23 protein-coding genes are annotated in these 18,537 nt (G+C 62.3%); 11 read left to right on the top strand and 12 right to left on the bottom strand.

Translation table 11 applies throughout. From position 1 onward, the window contains the following. Positions 1 to 12: 12 nt before the first annotated feature. The gene (locus ATY76_RS04460; protein WP_088673527.1) at positions 13 to 396 is read right to left on the bottom strand and encodes a VOC family protein; all 384 of its coding nucleotides are present in this window, start codon (positions 394 to 396) and stop codon (positions 13 to 15) included. Positions 397 to 739: 343 nt separating this feature from the next. Between ATY76_RS04460 and ATY76_RS04455 the strand changes: the two genes are divergently transcribed. Then, positions 740 to 1,516: a phosphodiester glycosidase family protein gene (locus tag ATY76_RS04455; protein ID WP_088673526.1), complete on the top strand. Its 777-nt coding sequence runs from the start codon at positions 740 to 742 to the stop codon at positions 1,514 to 1,516. A gap of 57 nt (positions 1,517 to 1,573) precedes the next feature. Here the strand turns inward: ATY76_RS04455 and ATY76_RS04450 are convergent, their stop codons facing one another. Next, positions 1,574 to 2,089, bottom strand: coding sequence for a DUF488 domain-containing protein (locus ATY76_RS04450; RefSeq protein WP_088673525.1), 516 nt, complete (start codon positions 2,087 to 2,089; stop codon positions 1,574 to 1,576). Then, positions 2,089 to 2,550 (bottom strand): DUF2231 domain-containing protein, encoded by a 462-nt coding sequence (locus tag ATY76_RS04445; RefSeq protein WP_088673524.1) that lies wholly within the window; start codon positions 2,548 to 2,550, stop codon positions 2,089 to 2,091. The genes ATY76_RS04450 and ATY76_RS04445 overlap by 1 nt, the downstream gene beginning before the upstream one ends. 397 nt (positions 2,551 to 2,947) lie before the next feature. Here ATY76_RS04445 and ATY76_RS04440 point away from each other — a divergent pair, with 397 nt between their 5' ends. Beyond that, positions 2,948 to 3,487: a DUF2087 domain-containing protein gene (locus tag ATY76_RS04440; RefSeq protein ID WP_088673523.1), complete on the top strand. Its 540-nt coding sequence runs from the start codon at positions 2,948 to 2,950 to the stop codon at positions 3,485 to 3,487. A 16-nt stretch (positions 3,488 to 3,503) separates the two neighbouring features. Here ATY76_RS04440 and ATY76_RS04435 read toward each other — a convergent pair whose 3' ends face one another. Beyond that, entirely contained in the window at positions 3,504 to 3,695 is a 192-nt protein-coding gene (locus ATY76_RS04435; protein ID WP_088673522.1) for a hypothetical protein, read from the bottom strand. A gap of 136 nt (positions 3,696 to 3,831) precedes the next feature. On the opposite strand from ATY76_RS04435, the gene ATY76_RS04430 reads away from it, so the two are divergent. Beyond that, complete coding sequence (locus ATY76_RS04430) at positions 3,832 to 4,215, top strand: VOC family protein (protein ID WP_088673521.1); 384 nt, start codon at positions 3,832 to 3,834, stop codon at positions 4,213 to 4,215. Positions 4,216 to 4,281: 66 nt separating this feature from the next. Here ATY76_RS04430 and ATY76_RS04425 read toward each other — a convergent pair whose 3' ends face one another. The 3 genes from ATY76_RS04425 to ATY76_RS04415 all read right to left on the bottom strand — a co-directional run bounded on the left by ATY76_RS04425 (position 4,282) and on the right by ATY76_RS04415 (position 6,061). Then, complete coding sequence (locus tag ATY76_RS04425) at positions 4,282 to 4,812, bottom strand: dihydrofolate reductase family protein (protein ID WP_088673520.1); 531 nt, start codon at positions 4,810 to 4,812, stop codon at positions 4,282 to 4,284. A gap of 180 nt (positions 4,813 to 4,992) precedes the next feature. Then, a complete protein-coding gene (locus ATY76_RS04420) occupies positions 4,993 to 5,505 on the bottom strand; it encodes a hypothetical protein (protein WP_190233582.1) in 513 nt (170 codons plus the stop codon). Between the two features lie 55 nt (positions 5,506 to 5,560). Further along, positions 5,561 to 6,061, bottom strand: a complete 501-nt coding sequence (locus ATY76_RS04415; protein WP_088673519.1) for a GFA family protein — start codon at positions 6,059 to 6,061, stop codon at positions 5,561 to 5,563. A gap of 396 nt (positions 6,062 to 6,457) precedes the next feature. Here ATY76_RS04415 and ATY76_RS04410 point away from each other — a divergent pair, with 396 nt between their 5' ends. Next, positions 6,458 to 8,248: an ABC transporter ATP-binding protein gene (locus tag ATY76_RS04410; protein ID WP_088673518.1), complete on the top strand. Its 1,791-nt coding sequence runs from the start codon at positions 6,458 to 6,460 to the stop codon at positions 8,246 to 8,248. A 118-nt stretch (positions 8,249 to 8,366) separates the two neighbouring features. On the opposite strand, the gene ATY76_RS04405 is transcribed toward ATY76_RS04410, so the two are convergent. After that, positions 8,367 to 8,960 (bottom strand): TetR/AcrR family transcriptional regulator, encoded by a 594-nt coding sequence (locus ATY76_RS04405; protein WP_088673517.1) that lies wholly within the window; start codon positions 8,958 to 8,960, stop codon positions 8,367 to 8,369. A gap of 90 nt (positions 8,961 to 9,050) precedes the next feature. On the opposite strand from ATY76_RS04405, the gene ATY76_RS04400 reads away from it, so the two are divergent. The 3 genes from ATY76_RS04400 (at position 9,051) to ATY76_RS04390 (ending at position 11,188) form a co-directional block, all read left to right on the top strand. After that, the gene (locus ATY76_RS04400; RefSeq protein WP_088673516.1) at positions 9,051 to 10,115 is read left to right on the top strand and encodes an aldehyde reductase; all 1,065 of its coding nucleotides are present in this window, start codon (positions 9,051 to 9,053) and stop codon (positions 10,113 to 10,115) included. A gap of 17 nt (positions 10,116 to 10,132) precedes the next feature. Then, positions 10,133 to 10,519, top strand: coding sequence for a nuclear transport factor 2 family protein (locus ATY76_RS04395; RefSeq protein ID WP_088673515.1), 387 nt, complete (start codon positions 10,133 to 10,135; stop codon positions 10,517 to 10,519). A gap of 87 nt (positions 10,520 to 10,606) precedes the next feature. Continuing rightward, positions 10,607 to 11,188, top strand: coding sequence for a dienelactone hydrolase family protein (locus ATY76_RS04390; protein ID WP_088673514.1), 582 nt, complete (start codon positions 10,607 to 10,609; stop codon positions 11,186 to 11,188). Positions 11,189 to 11,205: 17 nt separating this feature from the next. Here ATY76_RS04390 and ATY76_RS04385 read toward each other — a convergent pair whose 3' ends face one another. The 3 genes from ATY76_RS04385 to ATY76_RS04375 form a co-directional block, all read right to left on the bottom strand. Then, positions 11,206 to 12,177: a DMT family transporter gene (locus ATY76_RS04385; RefSeq protein ID WP_088673513.1), complete on the bottom strand. Its 972-nt coding sequence runs from the start codon at positions 12,175 to 12,177 to the stop codon at positions 11,206 to 11,208. Positions 12,178 to 12,241: 64 nt separating this feature from the next. Next, on the bottom strand, positions 12,242 to 12,592 hold the full coding sequence (locus ATY76_RS04380) for a DUF2200 domain-containing protein (RefSeq protein WP_088673512.1): 351 nt from the start codon (positions 12,590 to 12,592) through the stop codon (positions 12,242 to 12,244). Positions 12,593 to 12,680: 88 nt separating this feature from the next. Then, the gene (locus ATY76_RS04375) at positions 12,681 to 13,556 is read right to left on the bottom strand and encodes an alpha/beta hydrolase (protein ID WP_088673511.1); all 876 of its coding nucleotides are present in this window, start codon (positions 13,554 to 13,556) and stop codon (positions 12,681 to 12,683) included. A gap of 97 nt (positions 13,557 to 13,653) precedes the next feature. On the opposite strand from ATY76_RS04375, the gene ATY76_RS04370 reads away from it, so the two are divergent. The 3 genes from ATY76_RS04370 (at position 13,654) to ATY76_RS04360 (ending at position 16,405) form a co-directional block, all read left to right on the top strand. Beyond that, positions 13,654 to 14,250 carry an ABATE domain-containing protein gene (locus ATY76_RS04370; RefSeq protein ID WP_245309677.1) on the top strand — a complete coding sequence of 199 codons (597 nt, stop codon included), beginning with the start codon at positions 13,654 to 13,656 and terminating at the stop codon, positions 14,248 to 14,250. Positions 14,251 to 14,313: 63 nt separating this feature from the next. Next, a complete protein-coding gene (locus tag ATY76_RS04365) occupies positions 14,314 to 15,807 on the top strand; it encodes an FAD-dependent monooxygenase (protein WP_088673510.1) in 1,494 nt (497 codons plus the stop codon). A 127-nt stretch (positions 15,808 to 15,934) separates the two neighbouring features. Next, positions 15,935 to 16,405, top strand: a complete 471-nt coding sequence (locus tag ATY76_RS04360) for a hypothetical protein (RefSeq protein WP_088673509.1) — start codon at positions 15,935 to 15,937, stop codon at positions 16,403 to 16,405. Positions 16,406 to 16,474: 69 nt separating this feature from the next. On the opposite strand, the gene ATY76_RS04355 is transcribed toward ATY76_RS04360, so the two are convergent. Further along, positions 16,475 to 17,446 (bottom strand): DMT family transporter, encoded by a 972-nt coding sequence (locus ATY76_RS04355; RefSeq protein ID WP_348627497.1) that lies wholly within the window; start codon positions 17,444 to 17,446, stop codon positions 16,475 to 16,477. Between the two features lie 77 nt (positions 17,447 to 17,523). Here ATY76_RS04355 and gcvA point away from each other — a divergent pair, with 77 nt between their 5' ends. Next, the gene (gcvA, locus tag ATY76_RS04350) at positions 17,524 to 18,444 is read left to right on the top strand and encodes a transcriptional regulator GcvA (protein ID WP_088673508.1); all 921 of its coding nucleotides are present in this window, start codon (positions 17,524 to 17,526) and stop codon (positions 18,442 to 18,444) included. Positions 18,445 to 18,537 lie beyond the last annotated feature (93 nt).

The raw sequence follows: 18,537 nt of genomic DNA, 5'->3' as shown, positions 1-18,537 counted from the left end.
ATCGCGCACCCCTCACCCATTGAACACGATGGCAATCTTGTTCCCGGCCGGGTCGCGCATATAGGCGGCGTACCAGTCCGGCCCGTATTGCGGACGCGGATCAGGCCCGCCTTCGTCCGTCCCGCCATTCGCCATGGCGGCCTCGTAGAAGGAATGCACATCGGCGCGCGATTTCGCCATGAAGCCGATCATCGCGCCATTGCCGGCGCTCGCCGGCGCACCGTCGAACGGCGTGCAGACCCAGAGAACGAACCCTTCGCCCGTCCCGCCTTCGGAATAGGCCCGCCAGCCCGGAAATTCCTGATGCTGACGCCAGCCGATCGTCGCCAGGACGGCATCGTAAAAAGCATTCGACCTGATGGAATCGATCGCGCCGACCGTTGCGTAAACACTCATGATTTTCCCTCTCCCAGTTGCAGCAAGTTGAGATTTTATAGTGCGCAATCAAGAACACAACAAGAACATTTTGTCATTTTACAAACCCCTCCCCAACCCCTCCCCACAAGGGGGAGGGGCTAACCCGGCCGCACCCGATCGTTCGGCTTCATCGTCTCATCCGCAAAGAGGTGAGTGTCCGCGACAGCGGGTGCCTCAAGTTAGTCCCTCCCCCTTGTGGGGAGGGGTTGGGGAGGGGTCTGAACTCACGCTCCACATCACCCCGTCATTGCCCCTGCCCCACCGACCGCATATTGCAGTCCCACGGATAGCATTCACCGCCGATCTGAAAGAAAGCCCGCCGATGCCCCCTCTCAAGCACGCCCTCCTCGCCGTCTTCGTATTGCTGGCGGCCGCAGCCGGCTCCCTGCGATCCGCGCAGGCAGACCCCTGCCAGCCGCAGAGCTTCGAAGGCGCCGATTACATCGTCTGCACGGTGGACCCCGGCAAAGCCGACCTTCGCCTGTTCTGGAAGGGCGCCGATGGCGAGCCGTACCGCTATTTCTCCAGCCTCGCCGAAGCCCTTCAGGCCGAGGGGCGCAAGCTCGTCTTTGCCGTCAATGCCGGCATGTACCGGCAGGATTTCTCGCCGCTCGGGCTTTACGTCGAAAACGGCAAGGAAATGAAACCCGCCAACAAGGCAAAGAACGACGGCTCCGCCGGCCCCGTGCCGAATTTCTACAAGAAGCCGAACGGCGTCTTCTACCTCGATGAAGCCGGCGCCACGATCCTGCCCACCGATCAATTCCTGAAGCGCCGCCCGGCCGCGCGTTTCGCCACCCAGTCCGGCCCGATGCTGGTCATCTCAGGCAAGCTGAACACGATCTTCATCCCCGGCTCCACCGACCGCACCCGCCGCAACGGCGTCGGCATCTGCGCCGACGGCGCGGTGCGCTTTGCAATCAGCGAGGACTGGGTGAATTTCCACGATTTCGCCCGGCTGTTCCGCGATCAGCTGCAATGCCAGGACGCGCTCTTTCTCGATGGCGGCCGCGGCGTCGGGCTCTACGATCCCGCGCTTGGCCGCAACGACCGCTCCTGGCACGGCGGCTACGGGCCGATCCTCGGCCTGGTCGAGTAACGCCTCAGCCTCCAGGCGGATAGCGCAGGCCGTCTTCGGCCGGCATTGCTCCGTCGGTCATTTTTGCGGGCTGCGCTTCGTCCGTCCCATGAGATGGAAGACGGGCCGGCCGGCATCGATGAGGTAATCGGCGATGATCCGGCGGTGGCACCGCCACCAGACGGACTCGGCACACATGATGGCAGTGCGCCGTTTCGCCGAAATCGCCAGCAGCTGCAACAGCCCTGCCCGGAACTCCGGCGATAAGGCATAATCGGCATAATTGTGAAAGCTGCGATTGGTCCAGAAGCCGTTTGCCTCCTCGGGAATGCCGGATTTTTTGCGCAAGCCGCCGAGTTCGGCAATCCTGGCATAGGCAATCTGGTAAGGCGCAAGTTCGCTGCCGAGCACGTCCTCATTATATTGAGGATTGGCGCGCGAGCGCGGCATCCGGCGCACGTCGATCACGAGTTCGACCGCTCCGCAACGCAGGAGATTGACGAATTCGGCGATCGTCCGGGTCGAGTGCCCGATCGTGAAAACGGGCGGAACATCACGGCTTTCCGGACCTGGCGGCGAAGCGGCCGTCCGCATCAGCGCGTCGGCTTCCCTGGCTCCTCGCTGACACCGACGCGATGCCGATAGACCATCTCCCAGCCCTTCCAGCCATTGAACAGGAGGATCGCCGTGGCGACCAGGGACAGCACCAGTCCGGTGGGCACGATGAAATCCGGCCCCTCGGCCAACCGCCGCCAGAGATTGACGGCCTCGGTCAGAACGAGAACCAGGTTGCCGATCATGTGAAACCAGGCATCGCGCAGGCCGCGAATGCGGCTGTCGCCGAAAAAGTCGATGAAGCCGGCGATTGCGGCGAATGCCGCCATGACAAGTCCGGCGCCGAGCATCCAGTTCGTCGCCGCCGCCCAGGCCGGGTCACCCGAGCGGGCGTAGACGATGTCGACGACGAGCGTTCCGGCGAAGGCTGCGACCGGAAAGGGGATCAGCATCGGATGGATCGGATGGCCTGCTATGCTGAACGTACTTTTCGGGTTCATCCTGTCTCTCTCCATGCCACACAACGCGCCGGCAGTTGCCGCCCCCTAACATCCAGGAGGCCTCATCTGTTCCGTTCCACGCCGAGATAATCTGAAGCCAGGCAAGGGAGCGGCGATCGGCGTGAAAAGCCATCGCGACCGCCAGGGCAGGTTTCGATCCGGATGGAAGCTGCCGACGAAGATCGGCCGTTTCCTGACCACCGCCGCCTGAACCGCAGTTGAAATATCGACGTCCCGGTGCTAATCGCAGTGACGGGTCTGCAGTTCACCCAGGCATCGCCGTTCTCCGGAACACGCTAAACCTGACAGGTAAGACGATATGGACACCGATCCCGTGCCATGTCGGAAGGGCGATCACCGATAATCCGTTTGGAGCGGCACGACCAAAGGATAGGTCATGTCCAGAACACGCATTCCGCTCAATGTGAGCGACACCTCCGCATTCGCCAAATCGCTCCGGGCGCAGCTCTCCGCGCATGAAGGGCTCCCCTCGCATCTGCATTTCCTCAACATGCTGGCAAAAGCCGCCGGCCACGGCAATTTTCAGAGCCTGCGCGCCACGGCCGATGCCGGGAACGAAGAAGCCTTGCCGTCGCCCGCCGCCGGGCCGGAGATCGACCGCAAGCTGATCGACCGGGTGCAACGCAGCTTCGACGATCAGTTTCGCCTGACCCGCTGGCCTGCGAGGCGCATGGACCAGATAACGGCGCTCTGGCTTCTCTGGTCGCAAATGCCGGCGGCGCGAGACATGCCGGAAAAGGAAATCAACGTGCTTCTCAAGGAAAGGCACCTGTTTGGAGATCATGCCCTGCTGCGGCGCGAGCTCTGCGAACTCCGGCTGATGAACAGAACGCGCAATGGAAGCGTCTACAGGCGCATCGAGCGGCCGATGCCGCCGAACGCGGCCGCAATCCTCCGTCTGCGCTCATCCCGCTGACGGCCAGGCCCGCCGCTCATTCCTGTTCGTCGTCCGCATCCTGCCTGCGGCGCGACCGCAGATTGCCGAAACCTATATAATGGTCGGCATCGGAGGTGTTCCACCGGCCGGCGAGAAAGATGATGGTGACGGCGGCGGCGATGATGAGCAAGGCATAGATCATGTCCATGCCCGCAATGTAGCGCGCCGCGCGCAGCCGGACAGTCATGCTCCCGGCACCCTCAGAAAAACGGCCGGGATGATCCACGCACCCCGGCCGCAGGCTTGCGTTCTGTGCCTGGGCGATTTTCCAACCGGAGCCGGATTTGATAAACTCCCCTTCCGTCCAACCTTGCGAGGCAGCCATGGCCGACGAGACAGTCAATGTGCGCTACATGGTCGAGAACGTCGAGGCGTCGGTGGAATGGTACGTCACCCATCTCGGCTTCTCCCTGATCTCCAAACATGCGCCCGCTTTCGCCGATGTCAGGCGCGGCGCCTTGCGTCTGCTCCTCAGCGGTCCGGCGAGTTCGGCCGGTCGGCCGATGCCCGATGGCGAGCAGCCGGCGCCCGGCGGCTGGAACCGCATTCATCTGATCGTGGATGATCTCTCAGCCGAGGTGGCGCGCCTGCGCGCAAGCGGCGTGCGCTTCCGCAACGATGTGGTCACCGGGCCGGGCGGCGCGCAGATCCTGATCGTCGATCCCTCGGGCAATCTCGTCGAGCTCTTCCAGCCCGCGCGGCAATAGCCCCCGCACGGCAATAGCCCCCCCGCGCAGCAATAGCCCCCGCGCGGCAATAGCCTCCGCGCGGTATCAGGCCGGAGCGTAAACCAGCCGGATCACATTCTCGTCGATCCGGTCATGGCTGAGAAGCCGCAGCGGCGGCCGGGGTCCGGCGAAATACGGCGTGCCGTGGCCGAGCACGACGGGATGCAGATAGATGATATATTCGTCGATCAGCCCGAGTTGGGTGAGGCTATACGCCAGCTGCGGGCCGGCCACTTCGATCTCCCCGTCCCTTTCGGCCTTCAAGGCCCGCATCGCACCCTCGAGATCGCCTTGAACGAGAATGGCGTTCGGCCCGACCGAGGTCAGCGAGCGCGAAACGACCCATTTCGTCTGGCTCCGCCACGCCGCCGCATATTCCCGCTCCGGCGCACCCCATTCCGGATGCTCGTCGTCCCAGTAGCGCATGATCTCATACATCGTGCGGCCATAGACACTGCCCGCCTGCTGCTGCGCCGACTCGATGAAATGGCGAAAAAGCACCGGGCTCGGCCCAAACGCCATATGATCGACGTAGCCGTCCAGCGACTGGTTCATTCCGAACACGAGCTTGGCCATAGCCACTTCCTTTCCCTGGAGGGCACATCCGTGGGGAGCTTGTCAGTTATGCGATGGAGCTAAGCTAGCGCGACTGCTTTTGTTTTGCAATTGGTTTTGAAGGAGCGTCGAAATATGCGCTTTGCTGCCAAGCAGCAGGCGAAGCGACCGCTCAAGACTTTTGTCCGATCCGAAACGCGTTCAGGATGGCCAAAGCGGCTTCACCGGCTCAATGCGATATCTCTTCTCGAACTCACGGAGCACCATTTCGAGCGTTGCCTCAAAAGCACTCTGATCGAACATCATCGATTTCTTTGTCTCATGGAGGTAGCGCCAGTCGATGAAGGCATCTTGGTGCTGCTCGAGAACGTGACGAATACTGTAGTCCACGTAGAAACCGCTGGGATGATATGGCGCCACTGACCTTCTGAACTCAGCGTCGAGTTTCTCTCGGCTTTCGGGCTTTAGCCTATCAAACAGCTTTATGAGGTTGTGTGATTTGGCAACTTCTGGATCGTCATAGTCGAAAACGAACCAAGCTTTGAGCGCCAGCTCCATCGAAAGTGCCAGAAGCATCGGTTCAACACCGACGTGTTCGCGTTCGCTCAGGTCTGCATGTTTTTCGAATTCTGCGGCCGGAAAGCTCTGAGTTTTTCTAAGAATAGCCTTAGCGGCTTCTCCGATCCTAATGGCCGTCGTTAGGCGCGCACTCATTATAGGTCCGTTCGGTTCATATTAGGTCGTAAATCTGGCAGCCGCCGAAACAACCTCAGCGATCCCGCCCCCTCACTGCCCATTCGGCAGTATCGCAATCGGGGTGCTGGTTGCTGCTCTTCTTGATCGCCGCCGCCCAGTCGGCGCCGTTGGTTTCGGTCGCGCCGGTATTTTCGATGTCCGTGATCGTATCGAACCATGCCACCATGTTCTCGGTGCAGGTATTGGCATGCGGCGGGAAGGCGTGCAGGTCGTCGAGCGAGCCGATCATCAGGTTGGTGCGGCCGTTTTCGACGTGGTGGAAAAACAGCGGCGTGCCGCAATTGGCGCAGAAGCCGCGCTCGACAAGCTCCGAGCTCTTCCAGACGCTCGGCTTGCCGCGTGTCCAGCTCAGCGCATCGTCGGGAGCGGCGACGAGCGCGGCAAAAATGCCGCCCGAGGCTTTCTGGCACATGCGGCAATGGCAGAGATGCGAATTGTCGTGCATGGCGGTTGCGCGGTAGCGCACGGCGCCGCACTGGCAGCCGCCGCTTAACTCCATCTCGATGCGTTTCATGCTTCTCCTCCCCGATAGGCCCGGCAGGCCTAATCTTTTAGGTTGTCGTATTTTGATCGTCCAGACGCTAAATTGTGTCGTTTCCGCATCACTTTCCGTCAGGTTGTAATTTCCTGCTTGGCAATGGCGAAATGCTCGGCTACAAGATGTCCACCGCTCCAGATCGAACAAAAGGGAGGCGTTGAATGACAGTATCGATCATCGAAACCTCCCCCCGTGGAATGCTCCGACAGTAGGTCATTCCCATTCGCGGCCCGCCTTGAGCGCGCCCGTGCGGTTTATTCTTCCTTCACAGCCCGATTGATCTGACGGGATCACTTCGTCTCCCGCGTGGGCTGTGTCTTTTAACTCTCGATTTTGAGGACCGGCGCCGACACGTGCCCGGGGCTGAATAAAATGACTCGCAAGAAGCTCGATTTCCGCGCCGATGCCTATCGCCAGGTGCTCGGCTTTGTTTTCCATCACTGGCACCACCGGAAGGCGTTGGTCGGCGCCATCATCGTGCTCGTCGTCGCCAGCACGCTCGCCGAAGTCATGGTGCCGGTCTTCTCCGGCCGCATCGTCGATGCCATCGCCGGCGGCAATGCGGCCGATGGCGCCCTCAGCGCCTTCGCCGTCGTCGTGGTGCTCGGCTTCACCAGCGTCACGCTGCGCTGGTTCATCTTCAACGGCATCATCCGGCTGACGCTGCGCATCATGGCCGATGTGGTCAATAACGGCTTCCACAAGGTGCAGCGCTTCTCGACCGACTGGCACGCCAACAGCTTTGCCGGCTCCACGGTGCGCAAGATCACCCGCGGCATGTGGGCGCTGGATTCGCTGAACGACCTGCTGCTGGTCGCGCTCCTGCCGTCCGTCGTCATGCTGGTCGGCGCCAGCATCGTGCTCGGCAGCTACTGGCCTGTCATGGGCCTGTTCGTGGCCCTGGGATCGCTGGTCTATATCGGCGTGACGGTGGCGCTCTCCATGGGCTTCGTGTCGCCGGCCGCACGGCTTGCCAATGCCTGGGACACCAAGCTCGGCGGCGCGCTCGCCGATGCCATCAGCTGCAATTCCGTGGTCAAGGCCTTCGGCGCCGAGAAGCGCGAGGAGACGAGACTCAATCACGTGCTTTCCAAATGGGACAGCCGCACGCGCCGCACATGGAAGCGCGGCACGACGAGCGGCACCATCCAGGGCTTCATGATGGTGTCGATGCAGGCAGGCATTCTCGGAACCGGCCTCGTCATGTGGCGGCAGGGCCTGGCGACGCCAGGCGACATCACCTTCGTGCTGGCGATGTTCTTCGTGCTGCAGGGCTATCTGCGCAATGTCGGCCAGGACATCCGCAACCTGCAGCGCGCCGTCAACGACATGGAAGAGCTGGTGCTGCTCGACAGGATGCCGCTCGGCATCGAGGACAGGCCGAACGCCATGCCGATCGAGATCGGCGCCGGCGAGATCGTCTTCGATCGCGTCACCTTCCAGTATGGCGCACATCCCACGCCGCTTTATGAGGACTTCTCGGTCATCATCAAGCCGGGCGAGCGCGTCGGCCTCGTCGGCCATTCGGGCTCGGGCAAGACGACCTTCGTCAAGCTCATCCAGCGCCTCTACGACGTGAACGCGGGCTCGATCCGCATCGACGGGCAGGATATCGCCGAGGTCAGGCAGGCGAGCCTGCGCGGCCAGATCGCCATCGTCCAGCAGGAGCCGATCCTGTTCCACCGCACGCTGGCCGAAAACATCGCCTATGGCAGGCCGAACGCCTCGCGGCGGGAGATCGAGCAGGCGGCGAGACAGGCCAATGCCCACGGCTTCATCATGGAGCTTCCCAAGGGCTATGAGACGATGGTGGGCGAGCGCGGCGTCAAGCTCTCGGGCGGCGAGCGTCAGCGCGTCGCCATCGCCCGCGCCTTCCTGGCCGATGCGCCGGTGCTGATCCTCGACGAAGCGACCTCGAGCCTCGACAGCGAGAGCGAGGTGCAGATCCAAGAGGCGATGGAACGCCTGATGGACGGCCGCACCACGCTGGTCATCGCCCACCGCCTGTCGACGGTGCGCGCCCTCGACCGCCTGCTCGTCTTCGACAAGGGCAGAATCGTCGAGGAAGGCGACCACCAGGCACTGATCCGCCTCAACAACGGTATCTACCGCCGCCTGTTCGAACGCCAGGCGCTGGAACTGACCAAGGGGCTGGTGGCTTAATCCGAGACGCCGGGGCTGAGGCTCCGGCGTTTCCGGCGCCACTGCCGCGGGTCGGCAAGGCAATCGACGAAATCGGTCAGCCCCTGGCGCCGTGTCCGGCCGTTCAACGAACGACCGGTTACCTCCTGATCTGCGTTTTCAGCGCCGATCTAAGAACGCGCATCAATAGGTCCAAGGCCTTGTCCGACGGCTCGTCAGCGCCGAAATGGTGCTTGATGCCATCCATTGCCGCCGCAATAAGCGCGGCAAGGTCGGCGGCGCGGGCCTCTATCGCGCCCAGATCGATTTCTCCCCGAGCCTCCGCTTCCGCAAGGGCACTTGCCAGCAGGTCGAGCAGCTTCGACCGTGCGGCCAGCGTTATGTCCTTTGAGAGTTCCATATTCGCATCGAAGAGCTCCTTGGCGTTCTCGCTTCTGCTGAAGGGAGCGATCAGGCCTTCCTGGAAAACGGAGATGGCCGCCGCGATATGGTCCACCACATCTCCCGGGCGATCCAGCACGGCCTCAACCTCTGCCATCGTGCGTTCATGGGCACGCGCCGAGCCGGCCCGAAAAAGATCTTCCTTGCTATTGAAGGCGAGATAGAGCGAAGCGCGCGAAATGCCCGCCGCCCGCGCGATATCCGCCATCGTGGTCTTCTGGAAGCCGTACCTGGCAAACACCGGCAAGGCGGCGTCCAGGATATGCGCAACTTTGCGATCTTCATTGTCCATCTGGACGCATTGACACATCGTGTCTCGGCTGTCAAAAGACAGTTAGACAAATTGAGTCTAATTGTCCAAAATCATCCATGGGAGCATCTCATGAAACAGGCGCAATCGCGGCAAGGCACCACCGTCCTCGTAACCGGTGTCAATGGCTTCCTGGGCGGCCATGTCGCTCTCCAGCTGCTGCAACAGGGTTATCGCGTTCGCGGGAGCTTGAGAAATGCCGCAGCTCCCCCCGCGATATTGTCTCGCTTTCAGACGGTCGTCGAAAAGCTTGAAATCGTCGAAGCCGATCTGAATCGGGACGGCGGCTGGATGCAAGCCGTTTCCGGCTGCGACTTCGTCATCCATACGGCCTCTCCATTCCCTGGTCGGGCGGTGCGCGATGAAACGGGATTGATCCGCACCGCATGCGAAGGTGCCCTGCGCGTGTTGCGCGCAGCCCATGCTGCCGAGGTGCGGCGGGTCGTGCTTACATCGTCGATCGCTGCGACCAATCACGGTAGCGGATCCGCCCCATTCAGCGAGAAGGATTGGACCGACACCAGCAGCAAACGCGCCACGCCCTACTACAAATCCAAGACGCTGGCCGAGCGGGCAGCGTGGGCGTTTGCCAAGCAGCACGGCCTGTCTCTTGCCGTGATCAACCCGGGCCTTATACTTGGGCCTTTGCTGAGCAGTGCCTGCGGCACGTCGGTCGGATTGATCAGGCATTTGATGAACGGCAGGTTCACGCGCTTGCCGCGTTACGGCTGCGCAATCGCCGACGTTCGCGATGTCGCCGACGCCCATATTCGCGCGATGATTCAGCCTGAAGCCGCCGGGCACCGTTTCATCGTCGGCGGACGCGTGTTCTGGATGAAAGATCTGGCGCGGGTCCTGGGGCAATTCTTCCCGGACTATGCATTACAATTGCCGTCGTCAGAACTTCCGAACATAGTCGTACGGCTTCTGGCGCTCTTCGATGCCGATGCCCGCACGATCGTGCATGAGCTTGGCAGGGATCTGTCGATCAACACTGCAAAGGCAAGCGCCATTCTGCAATGGCAAGGACGGTCCGAAGAGGAAACGATCCGCGATTGCGGCCAAAGCCTGATCGACAACGGGCTGGTGAGACTGCACGCCGGCCGCCGCCGACTTGGTCGCGGCGTCCAACGATAACCCCTCAGGAGAAGAGAATGACAGGCAGTGCCCAGACGGAAGAAGACCGCATCCGCGAAACCGAGCGTGCCCGGCTGCGCGCCCTCGTCGAAGCCGATATGGCCACGGCCAAACCTCTTCATGCCGAGGATTTTCAGTTGATCACGCCGATCGGCCTGGCCCTGTCGCGGGACGAATATCTGGGTGCGATTGCGTCGGGGAGCATCAAATACCTCAGCTGGGAGCCGGGCGACATCGCCGTGCGCCTCGATGGCCGCACCGCTGTCATACGCTACCGCGCGCGGCTCGAAGTCATCTTCAACGGCCATCATGTTCCGTCAGCGGAATATTGGCACACGGACACCTATGAGCACCGCGACCGTTGGCTCGTCGTCTGGTCGCAGGCGACGGCCATCACCCGTTAAACCAATGCAGGCTCGATCCGCACCCTTCCCGGCAAGACAATGACACCTTAGGGTAAGGCGGCCGATCATCCCACGGAGACACCCCATATGGCCGAGGTCTTGCTGTTCCACCACGCCCAGGGGCTGACCCCGGGTGTGCGCGCCTTCGCCGATGACATCAGGGCCGCCGGTCATACCGTGCACACGCCTGATCTCTTCGGCGGACGCACCTTCCCGAGCATCGACGAGGGGCTCGCCTATATCGGCGAGATCGGATTCGACGACATGCGGGAGCGCGGCGTCCGCATCGCCGACGACCTGCCGCCTGCGCTGGTCTATGCCGGCTTCTCCTTCGGCGTGCTGCCGGCGCAGAAGCTGGCGCAGACGCGGCCCGGCGCCCGCGGCGCCCTGCTCTTTCATTCCTGCCTGCCGATCAGCGGCGAGTGGGCCTTCGGCCCCTGGCCGAAGGGTGTTCCGGTCCAGATTCACGGCATGGACAACGACCCGATCTTCGCAGGCGAAGGCGATATCGACGCCGCCCGCGAGATCGTCGGCAAGGTCGAGGACGCGGAGCTTTTCCTCTACCCCGGCGACCGCCACTATTTCGCCGACAGCTCCCTCCCGTCCTACGACGCGGAAGCGGCAGCACTCCTCACCGCCCGCGTGCTCGAGTTCCTGGCTCGCGTCTGAGCGCATTGCGCTCGTCCTCAGGCCTTGGTCTCCCCGGCTCTGGCCGCCGGCTTCAGCAGGATGATGAGAAGCAGGCCGGCGACGATAAGCGCCGCGCCTTCGAGATGATAGCGTTGCAACTGTTCGCCGAGGAACAGGTAGGCGAGCACGGCGATAAAGATCGTCTGGATGTAAAGCAGCACGCCCGCCCGCGCCGCGCCCAGGGCCTCGATGCTGCGATTGAAGAGATAGTACATGATCGCGCCGCCCGGGATCGCGACATAGCCGAGCGCGATGAGGCCGCTGGTATTCAGCGTCGAGCGCTCGTCCAAGACAAGCTCGAACAGGTAGAAGGGCAGCGCCGTCAGCACCGCCGCCCCGAGGAGGAGCACCAGAAGCGCAAGGCGATTCAGATCGAATTTCGCCCGGCGGAGCAGGACCGTATAGAGGCTGAAGCAGAACGCGCCGGCAACAATCCACAGCTCTCCGGGATTGAGGTCGAGCCGCAACAGCGCAGCCGGGCTGCCCTTGACGATGATGACCACGATGCCGAGAAAGGCGAGGATCGATCCGATCACCTGCCAGCGTCCCATCGGCTCGGCCAGAATGAAACGGGCGAGAATCATGGTGAGGATCGGGATCAGGGCGATAATGATGCCGGCGGTCGTGGCATCGGCATGTTCGAGGCCGACGAAGATCAGGCCCTGGCAGATCGCAAGCCCCATGCCGCCGATGGCGAGTAGCTCGAGGCCGCGAGCCCGCATGAGCGCGACCATGGCGCCGAAATGCCGGTGCACGATCGACATCAGGATCGCCCAGGCGATCAGCACGCGCCAGAAGCAAAGCGCCCAGGGCGGCATCTCCGAAGAAACCCATTTCGCGGCGATATAGACGCCGGCCGACAGCAGCCAGCAGAAAACCCCCACGGAATAGGCCCCTGCAAGCGAACCGCCCGCCGCCTGTTCCGTCCCGACCGTATCGCGATGGACCGCCAAGACATGTATCGCCATGGCCCAGTTATGCCACAATTCCTAGGCGCTGCACAGAGACGAGCAGCCCGGCGCGCCCGACCGGCTATGTCCGCAAGATTTTCGCCATCGCCTTGCCTTTGGCCAGTTCGTCGATCAGCTTGTCGAGATAGCGGATTTCGCGCATGGTCGGCTCTTCGATCTCTTCCACCCGCACACCGCAGATCAGGCCCGTGATCGCTGCGCGGGCCGGGTTCATCCGCGGCGCCCGCGCAAAGAAATCCTCGAAGCTGGTATTGCGCGCCAGCTCTTCTGCCAGCGTCTCCGGGCTGTGTCCGGTCAGCCAGCAGATGATCTCATCGACCTCCGCCTTCGCCCGTCCCTTCTTCTCGGCCTTGGCGACATAATGGGGATAGACGCTGGCGACGCCGACTGAATAGATGCGATGCTTCGTCATATCTCCTCCTGGACCTGCCGTTCGAAGTCACGGCTGAACGGGCGCGCGGTCTGAACACCTATAGCATCTGCGGCACTCCAGATCAGGATCAGCCTGATTGCGCGTTCACAACGAACTCACGCATGAGTGCTGCGCATTCTTGATGGTGCGTCTCCAGCAGGAGGTGCGCCCCATGGTAGATGTGCATGTCGATGCGGTCGAGTTCGCGGGCGTAGGCAAGAACCTCTTCGATCTCGAAATATGGGTCATGCCTGCCCCAAAGCAGCAGCGCCAAGGGCTGATATTCGCAATGATAGGCCGAGATATCGGGAAAGCGGGTGACGTATCGCCCATAATCTTCGAAGATGCGGAATTGTATATCGACGAGACCTGGCCGGCTCATCCGCTCCCAATCGAGATGCCAGCCCTCTGGAGCGAACTGCGGTTTGAGTCTTTCCGGGATGTCGCCAACATAGGTATGCCGCACCCCCTCGAAGTTTAGCCATTTGGGGAGTTTTTCTCGGTTCTCCGGAGTGGGATCGGACCAGTAGGCCTTGTTGGCGTCCCAGTCCGGACCCAGGCCTTCCTGATGGGCATTGCCATTCTGGATGATGAGCCCCAGCACGCGGTCGGGACGGGCAAGTGCCAGAGAGTAAGCGACAGGCGCACCGAAATCATGGATATAGAGGAAGAATTGCTCCATCCCGATCTCTCGCATCAGAGCGTCGATGGTCCGCGCCATCGCCTCGAATGTGTACTCGTAATCGTCGGGTGCCTCCGTGAATCCGAACCCGGGCAGATCGGGCGCAACGACCCATGCCACCTCGGCCAATGGGCTGATGACGTCACGGAAGCTATATGATGAGCTGGGTTGACCGTGGAGAAGCAGAACGCCGGGCGCGTCTCTCGGCCCCGCCTCGCGATAGAACAGCTCCACCCCATCCACGACGACCGTGCGATGATGGGCTTTTTGAACGTCCAACATGTGAGTCCTCCTGCTTACATTCTAAAATGAAACCTGTTAGTATGATTTATCCGGTTACGCATGTAACCGTTCAACGAGCCATAAGGGGTTAAGTTCCGTGTCGAGCGATCACACGATCTGGGTGGCGGAACATTTTATCGGCGGCCACCCCGCACTGGATTTTTCGAACGCCGTCTTTGACCGGCGCAACCCACCGGCGCACAATGAGCTTTTCAACTCGGCTCGGGATGTCGGGACCTGGCTGCTCGCTGCAGGGTTGGCGAAAGAGGATGAAGCAGGTGCGGTAGCGGAATTGCGAGATCACCGCTTCCTCGACGAAGTTCGTGAGATCCGTGAGTCGTCCTATGAACTCTTCAACGCGATTGCCGCAAGTGAGGAGCCGCCATCACAGTCGCTTGGTCTTTTATTCTCAAGCGCAGCCCGCCTGCTGCAAACCCGGCAGGTCGGTTGGGACGGGACGCTCCTGCATCTCTCTTCCGCTCAATGGAAAAATCCTGCCGCGGTGAGCGCATTTTTTGCACAGCTGTCGATCGAAGCTTTTTATACCTTGCCGCGCGCCAGGATGCATGCCTGCCCCCGATGTGGCTGGCTTTTTGTGGACACTTCGCGAGGGGGGAAGCGCCGCTGGTGCAACATGCGGATTTGCGGGAATCGCGAAAAGATCACCCGCTATCGAAGTCATTTTGCATTTTGACCGGCCCATTGCCGCAGTCGTCCTGAGCCCTAAGTCATAGGGCCGCCAGGAAGGATTTCTCCGATGAAAGAACATGCAGTCGTCATCGCCGGCGCCGGCCCCACGGGCCTGACGCTCGCAGCCGAATTGGCGCTCGCCGGCGTCGATGTGGCGATCGTCGAGCGCCGGCCCGACCAGCAGCTTTTCGGCACACGGGCGGGCGGCCTCAGCGCCCGCTCGCTCGAGGTCTTCGATCAGCGCGGCATCGCCGATCGTTTCCTTGCGGCGGGACAGATCGCCCAGCTCACCGGCTTTGCCGTCACCCGTCTCGATATCAGCGACTTTCCGACCCGGCATAATTACGGGCTGGCGCTGCGGCAGAGGCATATCGAGCGCATTCTCGCCGCCTGGGTCGGCGAACTCGGCGTGCCGGTCTATCGCGGCCGCGACATCATCGCTTTCGCCGAGGACGATGCCGGCGTCACCATCGAGCTCTCAGATGGCGCCGCGCTGCGGGCGGCCTATCTCGCCGGCTGCGACGGCGGCCGCAGCCTCATCCGCAAGGCGGCCGGCATCGCCTTCGAAGGATGGGATGCGACAACAGGCAATATCCTCGCCGAGGTGGAGATGACCGAGGAACCGCCGCTCGGCATCCACCGCACCGCCCTCGGCCTCTACGCCTTCGGCCGCGAGGAATACGAGATCCGCGACGGCAAAATCATCTTCGCCAGCGAAGGCCCGGTCGGCGTCATGGTGCCCGACGGCAATGCCGGCGCCGCCGCCGAACCGACGCTCGACGATCTCAGCCAGGCGCTCGTCGCCGCCTTCGGAACCGATTACGGCATCCATAACCTCAAGTGGATCTCCCGGTTTACCGACATGTCGCGGCAGGCGGCGGCCTATCGCAAGGGCCGGATATTGCTTGCCGGCGATGCCGCCCATGTGCATTCCCCGGTTGGTGGCCAAGGCCTCAATACCGGCGTGCAGGATGCCGTCAATCTCGGCTGGAAGCTCGCCCAGGTGGTGAAGGGAATATCGCCGGATGCCCTGCTCGACACCTATCACACCGAGCGCCACCCGGTCGCCGCCCGCGTGCTGCGCGCGACGATGGCGCAGGTCGCCCTGCAGCGCACCGACGAACGCACGGAGGCGCTGCGCGACATCGTCACCGAGCTCCTCGGCATGGACGAGCCCCGCAGACGGATCGCCGCCGAAATGTCCGGCCTCGCCATCCGCTATGATTTCGGCGAAGGCCATCCCCTCCTCGGCCGCCGCATGCCCGACCTCGATCTGGCCACGGCGGACGGCCCGACGCGCCTCTTCACACTGCTGCACGATGCCCGGCCGGTGTTGCTGAACCTCGGCGCACCAGGCAGCCTCGGCATCACGCCCTGGGCGGACCGCGTCAAATCGGTTGACGCCTCATATGACGGGCCATGGGAACTGCCGGCGCTCGGCCCCGTCCCCGCGCCATCGTCGGTCCTGATCCGCCCCGACGGATACGTCGCCTGGGTGGGCGACGGCACGGAGGACGGTCTTCCTCAGGCGTTGAACCGCTGGTTCGGCCCGCCTCGCTGAAAAAGCGAGGTCAAAGAAGCGCGATCCCAGTCATGGAAGGCATATACCGGCAATTGACCGGTTCAATCGCGGCTGGCAATTGTAGCGAACTGCGGGAGATCGACACCGCATTCTCAAAGGCGATTTGATGGATTCTATTCTTTATATTGCGCCGATCTTGATTTCCATGTTCCCGAACGCTCCCGATCTGCCCGAGAGCTTTTCCATAAAATCGCTCGGTGCGATCGAGACCAAATGTCCGGAATTCGCAAAGAATGCACCCGACGCGTCACTGATTTTTACGTGCGATAAGGACGAACGTTCTTTGAGAATGGTAAAGGTCCTGACGTTCGACGGCCGTTCCTACATCAAGGATCCAGAAACTCACGCCAGACAAATCTTGCTGGATGTGCGCGATATTATACATGAAGAATTTCAAATAGAGGCCGAAATACCAACTTGCCACATAAGGACCGACTCCCTCGGAAGATGCAAAAGGGTCTATAGTTTGCGTGGCTCCAGGGATTTCGATGAGGCGGCTTTGGCCATCAACCCCATCGAGGAGCAAATGGACAGCTTCTCCTATTTCTTCGTCCTGGACTGGCAGCATCCGAACTGACTGCCATTTGGATCGCACGTTCCGCTATCTCCTGACCCGTGGCAGCCACACCCAAGCGTCATTGTTCCGTCATGCCCGCCGTCTGCCAGTCCTCATCGCCAGGGCGACGCCCACCAGGATGAGAGCGACGCCTGTCATGAACTGGGGGCCGATCCTGTCGCCGAACATCAGTGCGGAGGCGGCGATCCCGAAGACGGGCTGAAGATACTGGATGCTGGCCGCCACCGGCGCAGGCACCTCGCGCAGGATGCGCAGCCACAGGAACAGGCCGGCGGCGGTCACGATCAGGCCGAGATAGGCGGCTGCTCCCAATGCCTGCTCCGTCATCTCGAAAGGTGTCCGGTAGGCTTCCAGGCCCGCCCATGGCGCAAGCGCGAGAAAGCCGAAGAAGGTGCTCCAGGTCGCCACCACCACCGTGCCGTGCCGGTGCGAAAGCTCGACGCTCCAGACGTAATAGAAAGCGACCGCCAGCGCCGAGACGAGCATCCAGATCGGGCCGAGCATGGTCGTGGCGGCTGATCCCGAGCCGCCCGCATTTTCCAGCGCCACGACGACGATGCCGGCGAAGGCCGCCGACACGCCGATCAGTTGCAGGCGCGAAACCGGCTGCCCGAGCCGGATCGCCGCGAAGAACACGATGAACAGCGGGATGGTGGCGGACAGGATGGTGCCGACCGAGGCCGAAGTCCCGGCGACGCCGAATGTCTGCGTGACCTGGCCGATGCCGATGCCGAGAACGCCGAGGCTCGCAACCGCAGGCAGAGCCTTCAACGGCAGCGGCTTCCTGCCGATGAGCAGCAACAGCATGAGCGGAAGGGCGAAAGCGAAGCGGAGAGCCGTCAGCGTCAGCGGCGGCATCGTCGCCAGCCCGAGCTTCGTCACGGGGATCGACAGGCCCCACATCAAGGCCAGCAGCAGCATCGCGCCGAGGCTGGGGAGCGTGACCGGACGCATGGCGGCCGGGGCAAGGGAAGCGGGTTCGGTGACGATCTGGCTCATGGGTGCTGACAACTGGTCAATGCTGGTGAATTCAGCCGGCATCTAAAACCCGGAACCCCTTGCAGACAAACCATTTGTTGTCACATGATGCGTGAGGAAATTTCACACATAGGTGCGCCATGGCCGACCGTCTTCCACCCCTGCAGACGCTTCGCGCCTTCGAGGCGACCGGGAGAAGATTGAGCATGACACTGGCGGCCGAGGAGCTGCACCTCACCCATGGCGCGGTCAGCCGCCAGGTCAGGGCGCTGGAGGATTATCTCGGCGTTCCTCTCTTTCGCCGCATGACCCGCCGCATCGAGTTCACCAGAGAGGGTTCGGCCTTTTTCGCCGCCGTGACGCGCCTGCTCTCCGAACTTGCTCGGGAAGCGGAAAGCATTCGCCGCAGCAATGATACGGCAAGGCTCGTCCTCAGCTCCGGCGTCTCCTTCGCCAGCAAATGGCTGACGCCGCGCCTGCACCGGTTGATGGCGCGCTATCCCGATTATGATGTCCAGCTCGAAGTGACCGATGCCGATATCGACTTCTCGAAATCGCAGGCCGATGTCGCCATGCGTTATGGGGACGGTCGATACCCTTATGCGGATGCGGAGCGGATCATGAACGAAACCGTCAGTCCCGTCTGCTCGCCGGATTATCGCCAGCGGATGGGCGGGCTCGGCTCCGCCGGCGATCTGGCGTCGTGCCGGCTGATCCATGAGAACGGCATGAAGGCCGACTGGCCGCGCTGGTTCGAGATGATGGGCATTGCCGCCCTGCCGGCGCGGGGGCCGGGATACAGCCACGGCAGCATGTCGATAGAGGCCGCCATCCGAGGCGAAGGCGTGGCGCTGGGGCGCAGCGTGCTGGTCGCCGAAGATATCGCCGCCGGCCGCCTCGTCGCGCTCTTTCCCGAGAACACGATCGACGTCGAGCATGGATACGATCTCGTCTATCCCTCGGGAAACCGAAGCCATCCCAAGGTCTGCGCCATCAGGGACTGGATCGCCGACGAGGTGCGGCAGTTCAAGGCCGTGGACGGAGCGCGGCGGCAGGCATGACAGTTCGTCGCGCTCTGCCGGCATTCAGGCAGTCATTCCCTGAATAGAGAACCGGGAAAGCGCAACTTGGGCTTGAAAGGATCGAAGGGCGCG

It is taken from the genome of Rhizobium sp. R339 (genome assembly GCF_002211395.1).
In the GTDB taxonomy this organism is placed as follows: domain Bacteria; phylum Pseudomonadota; class Alphaproteobacteria; order Rhizobiales; family Rhizobiaceae; genus Rhizobium.
The sequence above is the reverse complement of the archived record's forward strand: the minus strand, read 5'-3'. Positions and strand labels throughout refer to the sequence as shown.